Origin of the sequence: Larkinella humicola (genome assembly GCF_008727875.1) — a bacterium.
GTDB classification, from domain to species: Bacteria; Bacteroidota; Bacteroidia; order Cytophagales; family Spirosomataceae; genus Larkinella; species Larkinella humicola.
Genome location: NZ_VTWS01000001.1, coordinates 1,335,104 through 1,355,105 on the forward strand (window position 1 = coordinate 1,335,104; position 20,002 = coordinate 1,355,105).

At 54.4% G+C, this 20,002-nt stretch carries 16 protein-coding genes; 13 read left to right on the forward strand and 3 right to left on the reverse strand.

Translation table 11 applies throughout. The features are described 5' to 3' along the window. Position 1 precedes the first annotated feature (1 nt). Genes F0P93_RS05755 through F0P93_RS05790 form a run of 8 tightly spaced genes read left to right on the forward strand, consistent with a single transcriptional unit; the run spans position 2 to position 11,435 of the window. Positions 2 to 2,437, forward strand: a complete 2,436-nt coding sequence (locus F0P93_RS05755) for a hypothetical protein (protein ID WP_150875336.1) — start codon at positions 2 to 4, stop codon at positions 2,435 to 2,437. Beyond that, entirely contained in the window at positions 2,438 to 7,672 is a 5,235-nt protein-coding gene (locus F0P93_RS05760; protein ID WP_150875338.1) for a putative Ig domain-containing protein, read from the forward strand. Between the two features lie 3 nt (positions 7,673 to 7,675). Further along, positions 7,676 to 8,341 carry a hypothetical protein gene (locus F0P93_RS05765; protein ID WP_150875340.1) on the forward strand — a complete coding sequence of 222 codons (666 nt, stop codon included), beginning with the start codon at positions 7,676 to 7,678 and terminating at the stop codon, positions 8,339 to 8,341. Positions 8,342 to 8,346: 5 nt separating this feature from the next. After that, entirely contained in the window at positions 8,347 to 9,957 is a 1,611-nt protein-coding gene (locus F0P93_RS05770) for a hypothetical protein (protein ID WP_150875342.1), read from the forward strand. Positions 9,958 to 9,997: 40 nt separating this feature from the next. Then, positions 9,998 to 10,204, forward strand: coding sequence for a hypothetical protein (locus F0P93_RS05775; RefSeq protein WP_150875344.1), 207 nt, complete (start codon positions 9,998 to 10,000; stop codon positions 10,202 to 10,204). 55 nt (positions 10,205 to 10,259) lie between these two features. Further along, positions 10,260 to 10,511, forward strand: a complete 252-nt coding sequence (locus F0P93_RS05780) for a hypothetical protein (RefSeq protein WP_150875346.1) — start codon at positions 10,260 to 10,262, stop codon at positions 10,509 to 10,511. Continuing rightward, positions 10,508 to 10,945, forward strand: coding sequence for a hypothetical protein (locus F0P93_RS05785; RefSeq protein ID WP_150875348.1), 438 nt, complete (start codon positions 10,508 to 10,510; stop codon positions 10,943 to 10,945). Before F0P93_RS05780 ends, F0P93_RS05785 begins: the two co-directional genes overlap by 4 nt. A gap of 1 nt (position 10,946) precedes the next feature. Further along, positions 10,947 to 11,435 carry a DUF5675 family protein gene (locus F0P93_RS05790; protein ID WP_191908734.1) on the forward strand — a complete coding sequence of 163 codons (489 nt, stop codon included), beginning with the start codon at positions 10,947 to 10,949 and terminating at the stop codon, positions 11,433 to 11,435. 546 nt (positions 11,436 to 11,981) lie between these two features. On the opposite strand, the gene F0P93_RS05795 is transcribed toward F0P93_RS05790, so the two are convergent. Beyond that, a complete protein-coding gene (locus F0P93_RS05795; protein ID WP_225309380.1) occupies positions 11,982 to 12,884 on the reverse strand; it encodes a hypothetical protein in 903 nt (300 codons plus the stop codon). 468 nt (positions 12,885 to 13,352) lie between these two features. Between F0P93_RS05795 and F0P93_RS05800 the strand changes: the two genes are divergently transcribed. Further along, on the forward strand, positions 13,353 to 13,697 hold the full coding sequence (locus tag F0P93_RS05800) for a hypothetical protein (protein WP_150875350.1): 345 nt from the start codon (positions 13,353 to 13,355) through the stop codon (positions 13,695 to 13,697). On the opposite strand, the gene F0P93_RS05805 is transcribed toward F0P93_RS05800, so the two are convergent. Continuing rightward, complete coding sequence (locus F0P93_RS05805) at positions 13,698 to 14,966, reverse strand: phage integrase SAM-like domain-containing protein (RefSeq protein WP_150875352.1); 1,269 nt, start codon at positions 14,964 to 14,966, stop codon at positions 13,698 to 13,700. Between the two features lie 75 nt (positions 14,967 to 15,041). On the opposite strand from F0P93_RS05805, the gene F0P93_RS05810 reads away from it, so the two are divergent. The 3 genes from F0P93_RS05810 (at position 15,042) to F0P93_RS05820 (ending at position 17,554) form a co-directional block, all read left to right on the forward strand. Beyond that, the gene (locus tag F0P93_RS05810) at positions 15,042 to 16,337 is read left to right on the forward strand and encodes a tyrosine-type recombinase/integrase (RefSeq protein WP_150875354.1); all 1,296 of its coding nucleotides are present in this window, start codon (positions 15,042 to 15,044) and stop codon (positions 16,335 to 16,337) included. 2 nt (positions 16,338 to 16,339) lie between these two features. Next, complete coding sequence (locus tag F0P93_RS05815; protein ID WP_150875355.1) at positions 16,340 to 16,933, forward strand: Uma2 family endonuclease; 594 nt, start codon at positions 16,340 to 16,342, stop codon at positions 16,931 to 16,933. A gap of 228 nt (positions 16,934 to 17,161) precedes the next feature. Then, positions 17,162 to 17,554: a response regulator gene (locus tag F0P93_RS05820; protein ID WP_150875357.1), complete on the forward strand. Its 393-nt coding sequence runs from the start codon at positions 17,162 to 17,164 to the stop codon at positions 17,552 to 17,554. A 167-nt stretch (positions 17,555 to 17,721) separates the two neighbouring features. Here the strand turns inward: F0P93_RS05820 and F0P93_RS05825 are convergent, their stop codons facing one another. Next, on the reverse strand, positions 17,722 to 18,144 hold the full coding sequence (locus tag F0P93_RS05825) for a PLAT/LH2 domain-containing protein (RefSeq protein ID WP_150875359.1): 423 nt from the start codon (positions 18,142 to 18,144) through the stop codon (positions 17,722 to 17,724). Positions 18,145 to 18,818: 674 nt separating this feature from the next. Here F0P93_RS05825 and F0P93_RS05830 point away from each other — a divergent pair. Next, the gene (locus F0P93_RS05830; RefSeq protein ID WP_150875361.1) at positions 18,819 to 19,700 is read left to right on the forward strand and encodes a DNA/RNA non-specific endonuclease; all 882 of its coding nucleotides are present in this window, start codon (positions 18,819 to 18,821) and stop codon (positions 19,698 to 19,700) included. The last annotated feature ends 302 nt before the right edge of the window (positions 19,701 to 20,002 follow it).

Below are 20,002 nucleotides of genomic sequence, written 5' to 3' on the forward strand. Positions count from 1 at the left end.
GATGACGGGCTATAACCTTCGTTTCTGGGCAGATTATTATCCGGTTGATATCCTGGACCCGGTCGCGGGCACCTATCGGCCGGGAAATCTTCGCCGGATCCACCTGTACCAGAAGGGTTACGATGGCAACCCGTTCGAGATGCACCGGCCGGAGGATCACATCCTGACGGCGGAATCGGTGGTAACGATTGAATCCGTATCCGACGGGGAAGAGTTATTCGGTGCTATTGTGGGCCGGAAAGCCCAAATCCAGTTGGTGGTCGATGATCACTTTGCGCTGGAAGCTGTCTACTCCAATTCGGAGCGGGATTTCTGGATCACCATCGACGAGTCGGTTAACAGCGGTCTGTCGTATGACAAGAACCTGTTTACCGGCTGGGTTTCCGCCTGGGATGTAAAAGAGCCCTACACCCAGGCCCCGTACGTCGTTCAAATTACAGCATCGTGCGGGCTGGCATCCCTGAAAAATATTCCCTACAGCAGCTACCCGACGAAAGCCATCCGGCGGGGCATCGGTAATACCAACGAAGCGCTGCAACATTGTCTGGCGCACGTGGGGTATGATCTACCGATTTATACCAGCTTGCCGCTTGCCGAAGAAGCCAATCAGTTGCCAACACCGGGCGTAGCTCCGGCAGCTCCGTTTTCGCCCCTGGTCTATCTCAAACACGATGAGCAGCTTTTTCAGGGCAAATCGTGTTACGATGCCCTGAAAACCATTTTGCAATCGATGGGTGCCCGGCTCTGCCAGCAGGACGGCGCGTTTCGGATCAGCCGCTGGGGGCAGTTTTCCCACCCGATCACCAACGCGCCCATTGGTTTCAATCCGGAATACATCCAGTGGCGGGATAACGGCAGTTTGCTCAGCGGAACTCCGCCCGTCGGCCAGTGGCTCATCACCGAGCGGATCGACCGCCGAATTGACAAAGACGCGGATGGGTTGCCGTTGCAGGGTGGATCCCTGTTTTTCGAGCCCATTTACCACCGGGCGGAGGTTGCCGTCGCGTACGGAGATGACCGGAACGAAATGCCCAACGGTGATTTTTCGGACGTAACGGGCCTGCTTCCAACCGGCTTCACCCCCCGGCAACCGGGCATTCAGGCCCGGCGGATCGGTGAGGGAACGGTTGATAATCCGTACGCCTTGCAGATCGATGGCTACTCCGACACAAACGAAACCAAAATTGATCTTATCAACATTGCGTCGCCCTATATCGAAGTACCCAGCCGGAACGGAACCACCCTGGAAGCCGATTTGTGGAAACTGTCACTGACCTACATCAACCGCAATACGCGGGGCGTGAAGTTGCAGATATCGGCAACAACCGCCAAAACCACTTTTTATCTGCAAAACGACGGGACCTGGAAAGACCGGGGCCGATTCTCCTACTACTATACCCACGACAATTTTTATCCGGATGGTGACAAAATCCAGAAGGCCAAACCCACCCGGGGAATCAACGTGGAGATTGAAATGCCCGAGGTACCCGATTCAGGAGCGTACAAATTGCAAATCGCTTTCTTTCGCGGCCGTCGGCTCGACGGCCAGCTGGCTACGCCGTCTCCTCAGATCGAAATCAGGGATGTGCGACTCTCCCGCCGGGATTCCAGCAAAGAGCCGCTGAAAGGGGAACGCTACATCGCTGCGTTGCAAACCACGGACCCCGTCCGCTCGGTTGACGAAACCACTCTGACCCTGGCCGATCAGCGCAGTGCCAAAAGAGAGTACCTGACAGCCGCAGGCTTTCCGCCGGTGGCCATCAAAAATACCTACTACCGGTTTCGCACCGGGGCGATGCGCCGGGTTGAAAGCAGCGTCGCGACCAGCAAATGGCAAACCCGTCCCAGCACCTTCCATGAGTCGAAACCGCTGGCGCAGATTCTCGCCTACGAACGGTTGGCCCTGACGGGAGCCATTCGGCGCGGCTTTGAAGGGGATCTTTTTTGTGTGGAGCCCATCCGCCCCCTGGACGTGCTGGTATTTCCGGAAATCCGGGATGCTTCCAATCAGCCCATCCGGATGCTGATTCTATCCCACTCCATCGGCGACTTTTCGCAAATCGCCCGGGTTCGGGCGGTAGAAATCCCCGGTCAGGTGGCCGGAGCGATTGATGTGATGGGGTATTGGGAAACCCAGGACGGTGTCCTGATCCCCATGGATGACAACGAGGATAACCTGGCTAGTGCCGGTCCCGGAAAAAGCAAAGCGGGTAACGAGCTTCTAAAGGCCCTCATTGACAAACGCATTGCCAATCAGCTGTTGGGTAGCCCGCTCCTACCCGGCATTCGCGTCGGCATGACGGATGGGCAGGGGCACGCTGTTTTGCCGCCCGGTGCGCCCGAACAACTCGTCCTGAAAGTCAAAGATGCGGGCATCCTCAAGTACATCCAACCGACTACCCGCCTGTTGAACGCCTTCGGCTTAAAGATTAAATAGATGAACGAGAACCAGATTGTAATTGAAAACCCGGTTTCGGATGTCGTCAACGGCATCATCTGGGAATACTCCCTGGACAATGCCACCTGGCAGGAGTCGCCCGTTTTTGACGACTACAACGGGCAGCCGTTTGTTTCCGGCCAGACCTACCCGGTATACGCGGTGACGGGCCGGGGTACCGCCGACGAATACCGGATCAACGGAACCTACACGTTTGGATTAACCAATGGAAAAGTAACACTTGATGTGGCAGCAAAAAACGGACGCAGAACCGGTGAGGTAATCGACGCCTTCGGCTTCGAAGCTCCCGAATTTGAAGAGGTAACCACCGAGGTCGATTTTGTACTGACCGAAAAGCTGGTCATTACGGATGGCATTCCCCGGAAACGAATTCAGAAACAGAAGAAATCGAAACTGCTCGATTTTCCGGCGGTAACTGCGTTTATGGAGGGTGACGAGGTTATTATCTCCCGCAATGAAGGCGGAATCCGTAAATCCTACCGAATCCCACCCGATCTGCTCGCCGGATGGACCGGTGGCTCGGCCGTGCCGACCCCACCGACGGGCGGGATTCTGACCCAGACCCTGACGGTCGGAACCGCCTACATCTATGAGCTCGTCGCCTGGAGCAATGCCAACGAATACGAGGTGAAAGACCTTCCGGCCGGACTCGTCTTCAACAACGCGACTCGCCGGATTTACGGGACGCCCACCACCAGCGGTAACTACGTCGTAACCGTGACGGGGATCAGCGCGGCCGGAATTCGCAAAGCCATCACGGTCGGTTTTACGGTCCAATCCGCTTCGATTTCCCGCTACCTGGAAGAACTGGCAGGCCAGCGCACGGGTACCAGTCTGAAATGGACGCTGAAAGGCGAAGGCGGCCCGGAGGGCATCCGGATCAAACAGGGACTGGCTGGATCCGGCTTTACCGATGCGTCATTTTTTGACATGGTCAAAGTAGCCGATCGCACCTACGAATTTACGTTTCAGGGGGCCGTCGATGGGGACTATACCGTTCGGGCCGAGCTGAAAGTGGGTTCGGGGGCCATTCAGGAAGACTTTACGCTGGCGACCGGTACCCAACCCGGCGTCGTATTTCCGGGTCAGGTGAATCTGTTTACCGGCAAGACCGCGCAGGTATCCTCCGGCAGCAATCAGGAAAATATCAATAACCTGAACCTGGGCGATTCGTTCGCCACCGACTCGGAACTGCAACCCTGCATCGGATTTGCCGGACTGGAAACGGACGGGCAGAAAGCCCGCCACCGCGTTAGCTACATCCATACGGCCAATCCAGCCGATTTTCAGGGAGCCTTCGTCATCGCCGGGGAAAACCTCAGCATCAGCGCCGGGTCGTTCCAGCAAAACTTTAACAAGGCAGGGATACGCTTCTGGCAGATTCCGGTGGATGCGACCTCACCGATCAAAATCGACCTGGAGGATTTTCAGGCCAGTACCATTCTGGTGCAAAGGTCCGATACCGGTCAGCTGAGGCTCAATGAATGGCAGGACTTCGGTGATTACCCCGTGATAAATCACCCGCCGGTCATCAGCACCATTACCGACATCGTTCGCACGGAAGGGCAATCCCTGGATTACGACCTGAATCCGTCGGTAACAGACGTCGATGGCGACGCGGTGACAAAAGTGCTGACGCTCCAGGGCGGTTTTGCCCTGCCTTCGTGGATGGCGTGGTCGGGTGGCCACATTCTGGTATCGGCGCTGCCCTGGGAGGGCGGTTCCCTGTCCACCGTTTTCGAGTATCCGCTGCAACTGACGGCCACGGACGAACACGGCTCCTCGACCACGGCTACCTTCAAGCTGAAAGTGCAGCGGGTCGGTACGCTCAATACGTTGCTGTTTGCAAAAATTCATTACGATTACATCCAGCCGCAACGGCGTCTGGTCATTACGGCCAATGTGGTCGATTCGGGGCCCATGCGCGTCAACTTGCTGGGGGCTTCCGGGACGGTCTACGGGGGCAGTGGCTGGAAGGTGATGGCAAACGGTTCCTACAGTGACGACGGTACCAACAAAGTGCTGAATGCCGCTTCACCGGAGGGATTTTCCGGCGTTCAGCCGGGCGATTACGAAATTCAGTTTCAGGAAGTGGAAGGCGGTCCCATCATCAGCCGGGCGGTCAACATCCCTTCTGAAAACATCAATACGCGGACGATTTACGAGAAAAGCGACTCGGGAACCCCCAATCCGTCGATTTCGTCGATTTCCCATACCATCGACAGCAATGGCAAGCCCATCGTGAACGCCGTGGTCTTCAATGCTCCCAACGGCGTGGAAGTCGCCATTGTGCAAACGTCGGGGGGTGGCTGGAATCTGACCAGTTACGGCTCCGCTCCGCTCGTTTCCGGTAACAGCAGCTACCAACGGGCCTACAGCACCGTCGCCCCGGCGGGGTCCTATCGGTACGATGTCCGGATCGTTGGCACATCGATTGTGCAATCCGGGGTGTTCACCGTAGCCGCTCAGGCTGTCTCGAATTACTTCCTGCAGGTGGACTGGGCCGATGGCGGTGAGGGGTATCTGGATGTCCGGGCACAAGTAACGGACCTAACGGGTGTTCGGTACAAATTCAGCACGGAAACTTCCTGGAAAAACGCCATTTACAACTCAGGGATGACTAACCTGCTGGCGGGTGCCAAAGGCTACCAGTTGGAAGACCCATTGCCCACCAGCACCGCACAACGAACCCTCCAGTTTCAAAAAACCGGGACGGATCAGGTCCTGAATGTCATCATACCCGCCGGAGCTCCTCCCCAGGATGGCCAGTGGCACGCTATTTATACCGTGGAGTTGCTGGTAAAATTAGGGCGGTTCAATTACGACGTCAACAACAAATCCTTTTCGACCTTCTTCGAGCCGCAGACCGCTGGCAAAGCCCTGCAGATCTGGCTGGAAGCCGAATCGGGTGCCGACGAAAACGGCTCAAACTTTGGCTCCGGTCCTGGCTCCGGTTCCTGGCAGTCGGAAGTCTGGTATGACCTGGTATCCAACACGGTCGATGTCAACCTGGCCGGGACGAGCATTCACCGACGCTGGGAGGCTACCGGAGGAACCGGGGTGAATCAGATTCCCCACCGCATCTTTATCCGGGAGAAAAACACACTGGGTCCGGTCCAGACCATCACCTTTACGCCCCCTTCCTCCAACACGCCCAACGGCGGCACGGCCTTCACGATCTCCGCAGCCAGCGGGGGAACCGGGGGCGGAACAACCCCCACGCCGATCGTCGGGGCCAAAATCATGCTGCTGGGGGATTCGCTAATGGTGGACAATGTAATGCGAAAAAACCTGAAAGCGGGGCTGGACAATGCCGGTATCGTTTCCTCGCTGGTGGGGAGTTTAGGTTCCGGTACGGTTGATGATCCCCGGCACGAAGGCCACGTGGGGTATACCATCGCCCAGATTCGCGATGGCGTGGCGGGCTGGATCAATGCCGCCAACCCGGACATCATTGTGCTGATGATCGGAACCAACAACGTCAACAATGGGGCCTACAACCTGTCCAATGCTGCGGGGGAACTGGGGAATTTGATCGATACGATCTACGCGACCAAATCGAACGTCAAACTGATTGTCTCGAACATCCCACCCCGATCAGACGACACCTTCAACGCGCGCGTCAATACGTACAACGACATCGTTCCGACCGTTGTAGCGGGCCGGGCGGCCAATGGCCGGGTGCTGCAGTACGTCGGCGCGGCCAGTTCCCTCAACCGGGCAACGGATTTGTCCGACGGCACACACCTGAATGCGACCGGCAGCGGAAAGCTGGCTAACGGATTCCTCGCGGGCATTCAATCACTGGGGCCGCTGGTGCCGGGCGTGAGTGCCCGCCTGGCGCCGATTCGGGAAGTCTACGCCGTCAAGCACCACGTTTCCTACGCGGGGGAAATGCTCGACCTGAAAGACGAACTGGGGGTCGGCTTCGATGAGGGCCTGTTAACCGGCGCGAAACTCAGCGTCTACTACCAGGACATCAAAAACCCGGCTGCCTGGGCGGCTTTCAAGAACGTCTACCACTGGATTACGGTCGTCAAGGGGAAGAAGTGCGCCATTCACATGGGGATGATGTTCGACAAAGGGCACGCCATGCCCAGCAGTGTGAACGATTCTACCTCGGAAATCTATACCAACAACGGGGGAACGGAGCAGTACTACTACACCCCGTCCATGAGCCAGAATGATGGTTTTCTGGCATGGCGCAACACTGGCGATACGACGAACTGGCAGGCTGGCGTAACACCCAAGCGCATCCTGTACGACGAGATGGTCATTCCGGCCATTCAGGAACTGGAAGCCATCGCACCGATCTGGTTTTTGGCCCAGGGTCGAACCCATACCGGCGAAGGGGGCTATAACTCCCGGGTGGATTCGCTGGAAGATGCCAAGTTTGGCGGCAATGAGCAAAGCGAACGGGACGCCTTCAAAGCCTGGCTGTATACGCTGGGGGGCGGGACGCTGGCCGGGGTCCGCAACCTGCTGGGCAATCAGTCGCTGACCGATGCGCAGCTCGTGTTTCCAACGCCGAGCCGGTCGAGCTGGGAATCCTTCTGGAGCACCTTCAAGGGTACTGGTATTCGCCAGGCCTGGTATGAGTTTCGCAGCCGCCGGGTCGAGCAGGATCAGAAAATGTTCGAGTGGTACTGCCGCCAGACCAATCCCAACATACCGGTCGCTTTCGAGTGCGGGAGCTTTTATGGCAATCAGGCGGTGATCAACGGCACCACGGAAGTGCAGACCATTGCCAGCACGGCCGATATGGTGAAGGAAAACCCTACCTATGGCGACAACTGGGAGCAGAAAGCCGACGTCGGGCGCGGTTTGAAAAACCGGTTTACGGGCGATGCGGACGGCTCTCTCCGCCGGGAAAACGGGATGTGGGCAACGGGCGGGTATACCTCGCCGGGCGTGTACACCGACCGGGAAATTGCCCGCGACAAGATGGTGAAGATGCTCAATGGCAACGGCTATCTGGGCGTATTTGGCAACATCCGGTTTTTCTATTACCCGCTACGGCTCATCAAGAACGACCGGACGGTTGCCCCGGCCGGACTCATCGGCTCGGATTTCGTCACGATCTACAACACCAAAACGCTCACCTACAGCAGCGAGGAGTACCGGGATACGGGCAGTGCCAAATCGCTGAATAATTACACCGGCCCGTTTACCCACATCATCCAAGTCAACAGCCCCTGGCCGCTGGCCGCTTGATCCATGGCAGACCTTATTTCAGCTCCCTACGCGCCGACCCAGCTGGTTTTTCGCTACAGCTTCGCCCGGTTTATCGTACCAATTGAATGGTACGACGGGGCCAACCCGTTTCAGATCCCCGAAAACTGGGACATCCGGTTTGCCAAATTAACCGGAATCAACGAAACGCCCCTCCAGGAAATCTGGAACGATCCCGATCATTTATCCCGGCCCCAGAGCCACGCCCTGCTGGTGGACTATCCAACGCCCACGGCCGCCAGCGTCCCCGGCTCCAACGTCGTGATCATGTTCCGCAACGATGCGGCCGGGATCTTTCCGCTGCTTTTTCTGGACATCAAAACGGCTGCGTCGACGACTTCCAACTTCGCCCCGGGTGCGGCCGTCGCCGAGACGATCCGGTTCAACTGGAACGGCGGCAATCCCTTTGTCGAAACCGCCATCGGAGCGTCGGCGGCTGAACAGCGGCTGGTGGCGCTGGAGAGTCAGGTGGTTGCCCTCCAGTCGGGCGGGGTGATGGCGGTCGGCTCACTGGCCGAAACGCAGGCCGAAGCCGCCCTGGCCACCGGCATTCGCTTTTACGGCGATACCACCAACGGTAAAGTTTACATCTACCTCAATGGCGTCAACCGGCTTTTAGAACTCGTAACCAAACAAAAACCCCTGTCGTAACCCCCATGAAAAAATTGCTTTTGTTTCTCTGTTTGCTCTGGCCTCTGCTGGCCACCGCCCAGACAGATCCTCATGAATTAAATTCAGAATGGCGCGCCGAATACGGCATTGGGCTTTCCCGCATCGATGTCGATAGTACGTTACAAGCCCGCTGGGATTCCGTCCGGGTGAAGCTGGACACCTCAGCGTCGATTTCGGCATCGAAGATTTCCAGTGGAACGCTGGCCGTTGGCCGGATTCCGGAACTGCCGCAAAGCAAAATAACCAGCCTGGTCGGCACGCTGGCGATGAAAGCCGATCTGGTTGGAGGAAAGGTTCCCCTTTCGCAATTATCCGAGGTGGTGATCAGCGATGTGTTTACCGCCAACAGTCAGGCGGCCATGCTATCGCTGGTGGCGGAGCGCGGGGATATCGCCATCCGCACCGACCTCAACAAAACCTTCGTGCTGTCGACCGACAGCCCCACCACGGTAGCGGACTGGAAAGAGGTATTGTCCCCCACAGCCGCCGTGAGTTCAGTCGCTGGAAAAACCGGGGCCATACTGCTGGCCGGTGAAGATATCACGTCGGGCACGGTCCCAGTTGGGCGGCTGCCGGTTGCCGCCAGTGGAGAGAGCAGCTCAACCAGGCTCGTTCGGTCGGATGACGCCCGGATGTCAGACGCCCGGCCTCCGACCACCCACACGCATTCCGGAGCGGATCTCACCTCCGGCACCGTGCCGCTGGCCCGGCTACCGGTGGTGGCCACGGGCGTCAACAGTTCGACCGGCGTGGTACGAGGGGATGACAGCCGGTTGGCTGACGCCCGAATTCCCACGACCCACACGCATCCGGTTTCGGAGATTGCCGCGACCGGTACCCCGGGTAATACAACGTATTTGCGCGGGGATGGTACCTGGGCGACGCTCCCCAGTGGTGGTGGAGGCTCTGCGAAACGGTCTTCTCACGGCCGGGTGATCTATTCGGCTAATTTCCTCGGTGCCGGGAATGGGTTGCTGAGTCTGATTTCGTCGGGAAGCGGGGCCGGTGCCGTGTTTACGTCCGGCACTCCCATCGGGACCTACGGGATTTCAACCGGGACAACGACCACGGGCTACACCTTTCTCGGCACATCGAACAGTCTGTTTAATCTCAACTCCACCGACAAATACGCCATCGAAGCCGTCATCGATGTGCCGACCTTCAGCGACGGAACAGATACGTATCAGGCCGTTTTTGGCTTTCTCAACAACACCGCCAATGCGGGCAACTACGTCGGCTGGACCATTCAGTCGTCTTCCTTTCGGGCGCGTTCGGTGCAGTCGTCATCCACCCAGGGGACGGAATTGGGGTCGGGCACCCAGGTGGCGGCCACCACGTACCGCCTGCGCGTCGAGTGGGATGGCAATATGGTCACGTTTCGGATGAAGGCCGAAACCGGTGGACTCTGGTACGATATCGAGGAATGGCCCTGGGCCTTGGACAATAGCGATGTCGTGGGAAGCTACACCAACGGGGTGGGTGGCATATCGTACCCTTCCGGCCCCCACGCTGGGGGGCTGTTCATTAAAAAGAGTGCCGGTAACAACCCCCGGCGCATCAACATCAGCCAGTTCATTCTGGAAAAGGTCTATTGATCGGCCTGAACCGATCGTGCTTTTAACCGTAACGCAACCGATGAAACGATTCCTGCAAAATGCGTACCGGGAGACCAAAACGACCGCCGTCGGGCTGTTGCTGCTGGCCCTGGGCCTCTTCGTCGCTCTTCAGGACGAAATGGATGTCACCCTCAAAACCACCCTTTCGGTCGCCCTGGTAACTGCCGGTATCGGCGGATTGGCGGCCAAGGATCACCGGAAAGGAGGTGCTCGTGGACCAGAATAACCTAACCCTAGTAGTTGGCCTGATCTCAGCCGCCGGATCCTGGCTATTAAAAGCCGTGTTCGACCGCGTATTTGGTCGGAACAAGGATTTGGACGATTTGAGAGCTGAACAACGCACGCAGGCTGAACGCATCGCCCGGATCGAAGCCGAGGCCGAAAAAAACGAAGCCCTGTTCCGGCAGGACATCCACCAGATACGGGATAAAATGCAGGAGTGGTTTATTCGCCTGGGGGAACAGCTCAAGGAGCTTAAGCAGGAAATTCACGGTACGAAAAACCCACGCTCTTCAAACCGGAAAGCCGTATGAAATACGTCCTGATCCTCTGTCTGGCAGTCACCTTGCCGGGCTGCCTGACGCAAAAGAAAATCCTGCGCAAAGCCGAAACACTGGTCGACACGACCTACGTGACCCAAGTCGAAACGGTGATGATTCCCCGGGACTCTGCGGTGGTTCGACTGACCACCGACACCACGCATGTTAAGGTAATCGAGCGGCAGGGCCGGGCAACGGTGACGGTCATCCGCACGCCCACCGAAACGACCGCCCGGGCGGATTGTGATTCGATCGTCAAGGAGGTTCGGGTGCAGATCCCCTGCCCTCCTCAGCTCATCGTTGGCGTGAATGAAAACTGGCGAACGGCCGCGTTCGTTTTGGGAGCCTTACTGCTCCTATCCTGGGTGAGCCTGGTCATGTTCGTAGCCGGTAGCCGCTTTGCCCACCGTACCCAAACCAAATTGTAAGATGGAAATCACTGCACTACGAAAACGCTTTACCGTCGATTCGACGATTTCGGATGTTCTTATCGATGGCCAGTTCGTGGGGCATTTTCTGGAAGATCAGGACCGGGGGCTGGAACAGACGATGAACCTGGCCCAGATCACCGCCCGCAAAGTGAAAGGCAGAACGGCCATTCCGGCCGGCCGGTATGAAGTAGCTATTTCGTACAGCAACCGGTTCCGGAAACTCTTGCCGCTGCTGCTGGCCGTGCCGGGTTATGAAGGCATTCGGATTCACCCGGGCAACGTGGCGGCCGACACGGAAGGCTGTCTGCTGCCGGGGCTGTTCTTTGGAGCCAACAAGGTGCTGGATTCACGGGCCGCGTTCACGGCCTGGTTTCTCCGCATCCAGGCCGCCCTGCGGACTGAGAAAGTTTACCTGACAATTGCCCGGGATCCTACGGCTTTTCAGGCTTTTACCAGCGCTTTGCCAAAGCTAAACCAGGCCGCTTAAAAAAGGTTAGGGTACATCGGAAACGACCCGATCAGCTGACCGGGTCGTTTTTTTTATTTCACCGCCTGTTCCAGGATCGCCCGGATCTGCCGGTATTTTTCATTTTCCTTGTCTCCATCGGGCATTTCCAGCAACAAGGCCAGCACCTGTTAGTAATTGTGCTGGTTCAGTCATACGAAAACACGGCACCTTTACTCCGTGCTTGGCTTCGCTCAGCCAGATGCTATTCCACCAACGGACCAACCCAGTTTATGGTCCGGTACATGTGAGTACTCAGAAAGATTTGAAGGCCCGCAATAACGCATTGAAGCCGATGGAAAACGTACCAGTTGGGTGATTTGGGGTTTAATGGGAGAGGTTGGCACATGGACCAGGTGGTGATCGCCAGTCTGGGAATGCGATAAAGAAAAAGCCCGCCGGGTTGGGTTTGTGTTAGTTCATACACTAACACAAACCCAAAAACGTATAGCTCTCAGCAGCCGGGAAGACAACAATGAGCATGCTCCGGCCACTATTGCCGTTTAGCTTTCCATTCTCTCCTGGCCATTACGACTCATACTCGTATTGTAAGATTTCGGTCACCTTCCCATTGATCGTTGTCGTTCTGGTGATTGGCAGGTTTGACCCATTGTAGGCATAGTTATACGAAGTAGTCGTTCCATTGGAACTCACGACCGTTAATACGTTATTCTGACTTAAATTATAATAATTGTCAATACCGCCGTAGAAGGTGTAATAGGGATCAAAAGCGGAAGGGGAATTAGCAAACGGACGAAATACGCCCGGAGCAGGAATAATAAAAACGCCGTAAAATGGATTGGTCTGATCATCGAAGGTATACGTAGAGTTAATCGATCGGCTGTAAACGACTAAAGGCCCTCCCCCGGTACGACTAACTGAAAATGCGTCAGTGGTAGACGTTAAATTATTTCCTGTAAAGGTAAATTCACCTCCACCGTTAGAAGAAAGGCCGCCCACGTCGATACTTCTCCAATAACTTGAAATTTTGTTATCGGAGTTGTACTGGGGTACGATACTAAATGTTGACGGCGAGTTCTCGAGCTTTGTCAATTGACCCGCGCCATTATAGGTAAGCGTGTAGGATTCTGATCCTGATCCCCGCCGGACCACCGAATGCTCAACCTGCGTAAGTCGATTCTGGTCATCATAATGGAAAGTAGTGTTCTCAACGGGTGCGACTGAACTATCGGGTAGCTGATAAGCCACAATCAAACTCAATCGACCTTTGTCATCATAGGAAAAGGCGCTGACCGTGCTCAAACTGGCCATGACGCTGATCCGCCCCGCAACCTCTGGCACCACCTGGGTTAAGGATTTAACACGAAACCGGGCGGGTGGTTCTCCGGGCGGAAGATGATCACCACAACCTGAAAACTGGCTCGCCAAAAAGAGACAAATAGCCCATACCAGAAAACGTTTTGCTTGCATGATATTGACGATTTAAGTAAGATAACCGAGATAGCGTGACTATTTAATTGACCTTATTGACCACATTGAGGCTAAATTCATAAGGTACAATTTGCCGACCTAAAACTGCTAATTTAAAAACTAACAGACTGTCAGATTCGGGACATCTATCGTCAGATTTGGGACATTTCACTCGTAGAATGTACAATCTGGAAAGTTTTTCTACATCCTGTTTTACCTAAGTGGCTAAAATTTTGATGCTGCCGACAATTTAGTTTATACAGGAAAGGCGTAACAAATCCCGGCATAAGCAAAGAAAATAAGCATCGAAATTCCTAACTTCCAGTTTGCTTATTATTCCGGTAAAGATTTCCTTAAACTCCAGCTAAACGGCTCCAGAATTTTGTTATCCAACATACTCGGTATGGAAAATCTAAATATCTTACAGCTCCGGTTGATAGCTTCTATTGAACCCGCTATCCGTATTTCATGATGGCCCGAAAAGACATACTGGATCTTCAGTCTGAATGTATTTCCATAGCCCGAACTGTTTCAGTGGCCTTCGAGCGGGCGATGAATCAAACCGGAACTCAGCCGATCACAACTCTCGACCTAAGGGCGTATACGTTGTTTTATCATCTGACATCGGGAGTGGTTGCGTTTGATCTTAACTGGGATCAGGGGGATGCTTTCTCTCCGGCCGAGCAGCAGTATTGCCGACACGGCAAGCTTATCGTGGCGGGTTACTTTTCCCAATACGAAATCAGCTCTCTCAACCAGTTTCAACTCGGGGAGCGAATTTACCAGTTCCTGAAATTGGTGGACCTGACATGATTACCTTAGGAAATCTCCTGACCCTGATTCCCAGCCCTGCACCCGCTCCATGTTGTCATCGACCACCTCCTGCCAGGTGGTCAGGTAATGCCGCTGGAATGTCCTGAAATCCTTCAGCCCTAGAATCTTCTGCACCGCTTCCATCCGGTACCCCCGGTGAATAAACAACGCACCCGCCGTTTTACGGCACACTTTCGTGGTGAACCGAAACGGTAAAGCCAGCCGACCTTCGATCTTCTTTAGATTCTCATTCAGGCCGGTAAACGAGGGGGCCCTTAAGGACTGCATTCGGGGTAGCAACCGCCGGGTCTCTTCCAGCAGGGGAATGTGGCAGATGGCCCACTCGGGATACGACTGATGCACCTGTTTCACTTTCAAGCGCTTCCAGACAATTTTGTCTCCCTGCCGCAAACGAACCAAATGAGCTTCCGGATTTTTCGCCACCGCAATGGCATCGGGGTAATCCAGCCCCGTATAACAGCAAAAAAGGGCCCACCAACGGGCCAGATCCAGCGGCTTGGGTAAGTCAAGTTGCTCCAGCGTCTGGAGTTGAACCAACGACAAACAGTGGATTGCTTTGCTCGCCTGCCAGGTCAGCTTCAAAGTACTCAACTTATTTTCGAGGATCAATTCGTTTTCCAGGGCAAACTGGAGAATTTCGCGCACGTTGCCGATCAGTTCCGTCGAATAGTTGATGGCCAGTGGACGAGCCCGCAGCCACTGGTAATAGTCTTTCGCCCACCCGATGGTAACCCGATTTAGGGGTAATTCGGTCTGGCCGGTGGATTCCAGATACGTTTTGAGATAGCGGTAACTGAGTTGCCATTTGTAGAGGGTACCCACGGCCCGGCGCTCGGGCTCGGGCATGGCTAGTAACGTGGTCAGGTATTCATCATAAACGTGGATCAACCGGGGCGCAATGGGTTCCCCGCTGTTCCAATGGTGTTGTACGCGCTGGGCATTTACCGGTAGGTCGGCGCGAATCAACGCCTGAAAAATCGAGAGGTGGCCCGCCCGAATATCCGAGAGCAATTGACTAACGATGCGCGCTTCGGCTGAGTCCCCTTCGGAGCATTGAGTGTTGGCATTCCACAAGGCTGGAAGGGTGAATACTCCCGAACCATAGGCTTCCACCGTAGTCTCATTTACGGTCAGATGGCACTGTAATTCAGCCAGACCCGGAGGGGATTGTGGGGCAAAATCGAAGCGTAACGAAAGGGCAACCCGCCTGCACAGCGGTAAAGAAGTGGTTAGTGTCAACGAATCCATGCGGCAAACCTACCAATGAATCGCCGGTTTACTCATATGATTGAAATATATTCGCGCTGATTTTAATCGAACCCCATGCCCCCACCGTCCCGATTACCACCCTGCTCCTCCCGCCAGCGGGTGAGCCTGAAGCTGACGTTTGATTTTCCCCCGCATACGCATCTGGCTTTTGACGAACTGCAATGCCTACTGCGCGTCGATGATCAGGACTTGCCACCGTACGGGTCAGGTATCTACCTTTTGCGATCGCTTTGGAACTCTACTCGCCAGCAGGCTGAGGGGCCCACCCGGGAAGCCCGCGTAGTGAACCGGTGTCTTTCAGACATTCGGGCGGATCACCTCAGCATCCTGCTGGATTTACAACGATCAAATCAGGGGATGTCACCCGCTTTGATTCAACGGTACTGGCTCTCGGGAGAACGAATCTCGGTCCGGTTGCTGCCTGTGTATGAAGAGTACCTGACGAAATTACACCAGGCCCCTCTTCCGGAACGCAATTCCCCCAGTACGCTCTACAAGTGGAACCGGGGTTATCACCTCCTGACCACGTATTTGAATACGAATCAGATGCAGCACTTATCGCTGGACGGGGTTTCCATTGGTTGGGCAAAAACGTACTATTCCTGGCTCCGGCAACGCCCCTTGTCCATCGATTCGGCTTCCCGGTACATCGGCCAGATTCGGGAGATATTGCAATATAGCGTCGAGCAGGAACTGATTACTTGCAACAAACTCAGCGAGTTGCATCTAACGGCGGAGCCCGCCAAAACGGTGTACTGTTTGACCCCTCAGCAAGTTCAACACTTAGCGGAGCTGGTATTACCCGAGCAATTGAACACCGTGCGGAATTGGGCCTTGCTGAGTTGTTATACCGGATTGGATTTCAAAGATGCCGTGCAACTGGTTCGGAATCCGGCGGAACACCTGGTGAACCTACCCTTCGGACAGAAGATTGTCATCCGAAGGCAGAAGTTCCAGTCCGTCCACCAGGCTAAACCGGATTGGGGCGTGTCCCATATTCCCCTGCTGCCCGAAGCCAAGGCCTTGCTGGAGCAGGCTCCTGAATTGCCTACCGTGACGATTCAGCGGGTGAACCGCAACCTGGAGACCATCCAGAAGATGATGGACCTGCCCTTTCGGTTAACGACCAAGATATGTCGGAAGACGGCGGGTGCGTTGTTCCTGCTCCGAGGCTACCGAACCGAAGCGGTTCAAAAGATTTTGGGGATTCAGCACCTGAGGACCCTGGAACGAAATTATTTGCACATCTTTAGTGAGTTGGTCGATGAGAATATGCAGCGATTGGGATCGATCAACCGCACTGAAACCCGGACAACGGAAGAAAGCAATCCAACCTCCTGTATCCCCTAACCATGGCAACGATCACCACGCTCTCGCAACTGGACCCGAACAATCACTATTCGTATTCAGACTACCTGACCTGGGAGTTTGGAGAATGGGTCGAGATTATTGGCGGCCAGTGTACGATTTTCAGCACCCCCGGCAAATCACCCGCTCACCAGCAGGTGGTGGGTCGCATCGGAATGCAGGTAACCCAGAAATGGCCTGATCCGGCGTACGAAATATGGTCTTTGCCCTTGCCGCTGATCCTGGGGTATGAAGAGCCCGAAGATAGTTTCAACCTGGTGCTTCCCGATGTATACGTGATCCGGAGGGAATCGCCGAACTACCTGGACGAGCGCGGCTGGCACGGGGTACCGGACTGGATTTTGGAGGTAACCGACGCCCGAACAGATGAAACGGATCAAGGTGCGAAATACCACCTGTACCAGTATTTTGGCGTCCGGGAGTACTGGATCGTTTCCCCGGATACCCGGCAGATCGTTCGGTATGTTCTGAACCCGGATGGGTTGTATCAACCCGTAGCTGAACAAGACCGTGCAGGGCAGCTATGGGTGCAGGCCTTGCCGGGGCTGGCGCTGGATTCGAATGAACTTTTTAGGTAAACCGGCTCCATCTTTGTTGGCATGAATCCAACTGCCATCCCCTGGCTCTTTGGCGTTACCTGGTTCCCGTTTTTAAGTGCAGAGTAACCAGGCCTGGACTTTTCCGGTCTCCAGTAGGGAGTGCAGATAGCAGGAACAATTACTCTGGGAGCGAGTTCTAAAGTAGGAAGGTAACCTTTTAAATTTCTTGTACCGCCCAGATTGTCAACGTGAAGCCGACAGAGAAAGATGACCGGGAAACAAAAAATACTAGTTGTTGACGATAATGCGGCCTACCGCCAGTTGATGACCATCGGATTAACCAGGGCGGGTTATGATGTAATGATAGCCAATGACGGGCAGCAGGCATTAAATTGGCTTAAGAATCCGCAGCAGCGGCCCGATCTGGTCCTGGTTGATCTTTTGATGCCCCGGATGAGTGGCATTGAAGTTTTGGAAAGTATAAAGGCCTTACCCTACAAGTTACCCGTCATTCTGATTTCAGGAGCCGAATGGCCTATTGCCAGGGAGGGGGTAGCCCAGGCAACTCCGGATGCTTTTTTAATAAAGCCCTTTGCCATGACGGAGTTATTAATGAAGATTGAAACGCTGCTCAAGCCTGTTTCTGAACCGAACGCATAAATGAATTTCCATCTAAGGGAATGGCAATACAGGTCGGCCAATATGTTGATTCCTACCAGATTTATTTACAGTGCCACAATTCCTTTTCGAACCAAGTGATAGGTTTTCCACAACTGCCTACGCGTCAAATCTCGGGTACTCCACTCCAGATACTGAATAGATTTTTACTACAGTCCCAGAGGTCTGGGTTGTCCAAACTCGGTATTATGGACATTCAGGATTTTGGGATTCGTCATCTTAACAATGACCCAGTCTGTGTAGGACGTAGGGACGATCCACTGATTATAGAAGAATTTATACAGATTCGTCTGGTTCACGATATGAACATAGGCGGCTTCCAAAAGCCATTCGGGACCATTTTCATTTGCCTTTTTCACCCGCAGCTTTAACTCTTGAATGATGCCTATATCCTGGGGAAGCGTAAAGGTATAGTAGTCGAAACTCCCTTGTTCCCGATCATCGACATTTTTACGATCAAGTACCGTCCAATCCATGCCCCCCATTGTGGAGGTGATGGAAGCTTGGACGTCGGCATCCGTACCCGCCTTCTTTTTGCGCGGGGTTTTTAGCATAATTCGAATCGTAATCATGGTTATAAGGGTTTGAATTGTTGTATAACGATCAAGGTTGGAACTCCCTTCAAGCTTCCTGCTGAATTAAAGTGGCAAGCACCGGACGTTGGGGTGGTGCTCCTGGTCTGGCTTCCTTCAGTAGGTGGTCGGTTGCTGATAGGCAAAGATAAATGATCCCGGAGACCTTGTAAATCGGATAAATATATGAGAAGGTCGCTTTAAGAATGGCTATTGCGCCCATCAAACGCTAACACCCGTTGCCATGGCCCTACATGCCTGCGTCCTGGCGGTAAATAAAGCTGTATGGTTGGATCCGTTCACCGTTGAACTTTGACAATTTGAGCCGATTACAGATGAACTGGATTGAAGATCTTTTATGTACATTCGTAATAAAATTGCCCAACGATATGGACACCGGCGAAGGACCGATTGCAATGGACTTCGAAAAGATGCAGGGGATTTTCATGGACTAACTTCATACGACTGATTCAACAATTGATCCATCGAAAATGCATTTTGTGACCGACCCTGAAACAGGCATGGTGGTATGAAAACCCATTGACGAAGAAACGACACTGAAGATTCAGCAAGCGGTGGATAAAATGCCTAAACCCGAATGGACCGAAGGAGCGTCCAGTCAAGGTAAGGGTCATCAATAGAGGGAGTAATCAATAAAAATTTGCTATCGCCCCATGAACCGCATCGCCGTTTACCTCCTCTCTGCCGTTTTCTTACTTCTGGCTCCCGTTTCCTGCAAGAAGGCCGACCAGCCGGGTCCGGATACCTCTATACCCACCCGAGAGGCGAATCTTGCTTTGGGCAATCCCAGTAACGCAGGCACCCAGGAAAACAATTACCTCATCGATCGGCCCGCTTACACCCTCAGCTACAACCGCAGCACTGGGATTGCCAACTGGTGTTCCTGGCATCTTTCTTCCGCCTGGAAGGGATCAGCAAAACGGTACGCAGGTATCTTCATTCCGGATCAGACTTTGCCAACCGAATGGTATCAGGTACGGCATGATGATTATACGCTCAGCGGCTTTGACCGTGGCCACCTCTGCCCGTCGGATGACCGAGACTCAACAGCAGAGGAAAACCGCACCACGTTTTTCATGACGAACATCATTCCCCAGGCTCCCCGCCATAACCGTGAAAGCTGGAACCTGCTGGAAGGCTATACCCGGAAGCTCATCGCCGACGGAAACGAAGCCTACATCATGGCGGGGACATACGGGAAAGGCGGCATTGGGGACAACGGGGAGGCCGAAACGATCGCGGGCGGCAAAGTCACCGTTCCCTCTGCCCTCTGGAAAGTGATTGTCGTCTTACCGGTAGGTAGTGATGATGTAAACCGGATCACCGCCCAGACGCGGGTTATTGCCGTATTCATCCCGAATACCAATGCCGACGGCGAAAAGCCCTGGAGTGATTACCGGGTGAGCGTTGATGAGATTGAGCGATTAACCGGGTATGATCTGCTGGCCAATGTGCCGAATGCGGTCGAGCGGGTGATTGAAGGGCAGGCAGATAAGGTGGCGGTGCAGTCCGAGTTTTTGTATCTTAATTGGTGACCAAGAGATTACTTTAAATGGTCGAACCTCGAAACGATGACAGGTAAACAAGAGCTATTCAGGTAATACAATTGGGTAAGAGAAGCAAATCTCCGTTGGAATGGTTGTGAATGCCGGTAGTTCACTGGAATCGGAGCTTTTTAAAGGTATCCCGGCTATAATAGCCAACTTAGCAGAGTGAATTAGGGCTGTTGAGCAGATCATAGAATTGCTTGATTAAAACCAGCTAATTCTAAATTACCTGGTCGAAGCATGTGCCACAAAATATCTATCTTGTGGCACATGCTTCGACCTAGCTGATC

Excerpts from the sequence above, each read along its gene's own strand:
- F0P93_RS05830 (WP_150875361.1), top strand. The coding sequence starts at position 18,819 with ATGAACCGCATCGCCGTTTACCTCCTCTCTGCCGTTTTCTTACTTCTG.
- F0P93_RS05760 (WP_150875338.1), top strand. The coding sequence starts at position 2,438 with ATGAACGAGAACCAGATTGTAATTGAAAACCCGGTTTCGGATGTCGTC.
- F0P93_RS05810 (WP_150875354.1), top strand. The coding sequence starts at position 15,042 with ATGCCCCCACCGTCCCGATTACCACCCTGCTCCTCCCGCCAGCGGGTG.
- F0P93_RS05805 (WP_150875352.1), bottom strand. The coding sequence starts at position 14,966 with ATGGATTCGTTGACACTAACCACTTCTTTACCGCTGTGCAGGCGGGTT.
- F0P93_RS05755 (WP_150875336.1), top strand. The coding sequence starts at position 2 with ATGACGGGCTATAACCTTCGTTTCTGGGCAGATTATTATCCGGTTGAT.
- F0P93_RS05815 (WP_150875355.1), top strand. The coding sequence starts at position 16,340 with ATGGCAACGATCACCACGCTCTCGCAACTGGACCCGAACAATCACTAT.
- F0P93_RS05820 (WP_150875357.1), top strand. The coding sequence starts at position 17,162 with ATGACCGGGAAACAAAAAATACTAGTTGTTGACGATAATGCGGCCTAC.
- F0P93_RS05775 (WP_150875344.1), top strand. The coding sequence starts at position 9,998 with ATGAAACGATTCCTGCAAAATGCGTACCGGGAGACCAAAACGACCGCC.
- F0P93_RS05800 (WP_150875350.1), top strand. The coding sequence starts at position 13,353 with ATGATGGCCCGAAAAGACATACTGGATCTTCAGTCTGAATGTATTTCC.
- F0P93_RS05790 (WP_191908734.1), top strand. The coding sequence starts at position 10,947 with ATGGAAATCACTGCACTACGAAAACGCTTTACCGTCGATTCGACGATT.
- F0P93_RS05765 (WP_150875340.1), top strand. The coding sequence starts at position 7,676 with ATGGCAGACCTTATTTCAGCTCCCTACGCGCCGACCCAGCTGGTTTTT.
- F0P93_RS05785 (WP_150875348.1), top strand. The coding sequence starts at position 10,508 with ATGAAATACGTCCTGATCCTCTGTCTGGCAGTCACCTTGCCGGGCTGC.
- F0P93_RS05795 (WP_225309380.1), bottom strand. The coding sequence starts at position 12,884 with ATGCAAGCAAAACGTTTTCTGGTATGGGCTATTTGTCTCTTTTTGGCG.
- F0P93_RS05770 (WP_150875342.1), top strand. The coding sequence starts at position 8,347 with ATGAAAAAATTGCTTTTGTTTCTCTGTTTGCTCTGGCCTCTGCTGGCC.
- F0P93_RS05825 (WP_150875359.1), bottom strand. The coding sequence starts at position 18,144 with ATGATTACGATTCGAATTATGCTAAAAACCCCGCGCAAAAAGAAGGCG.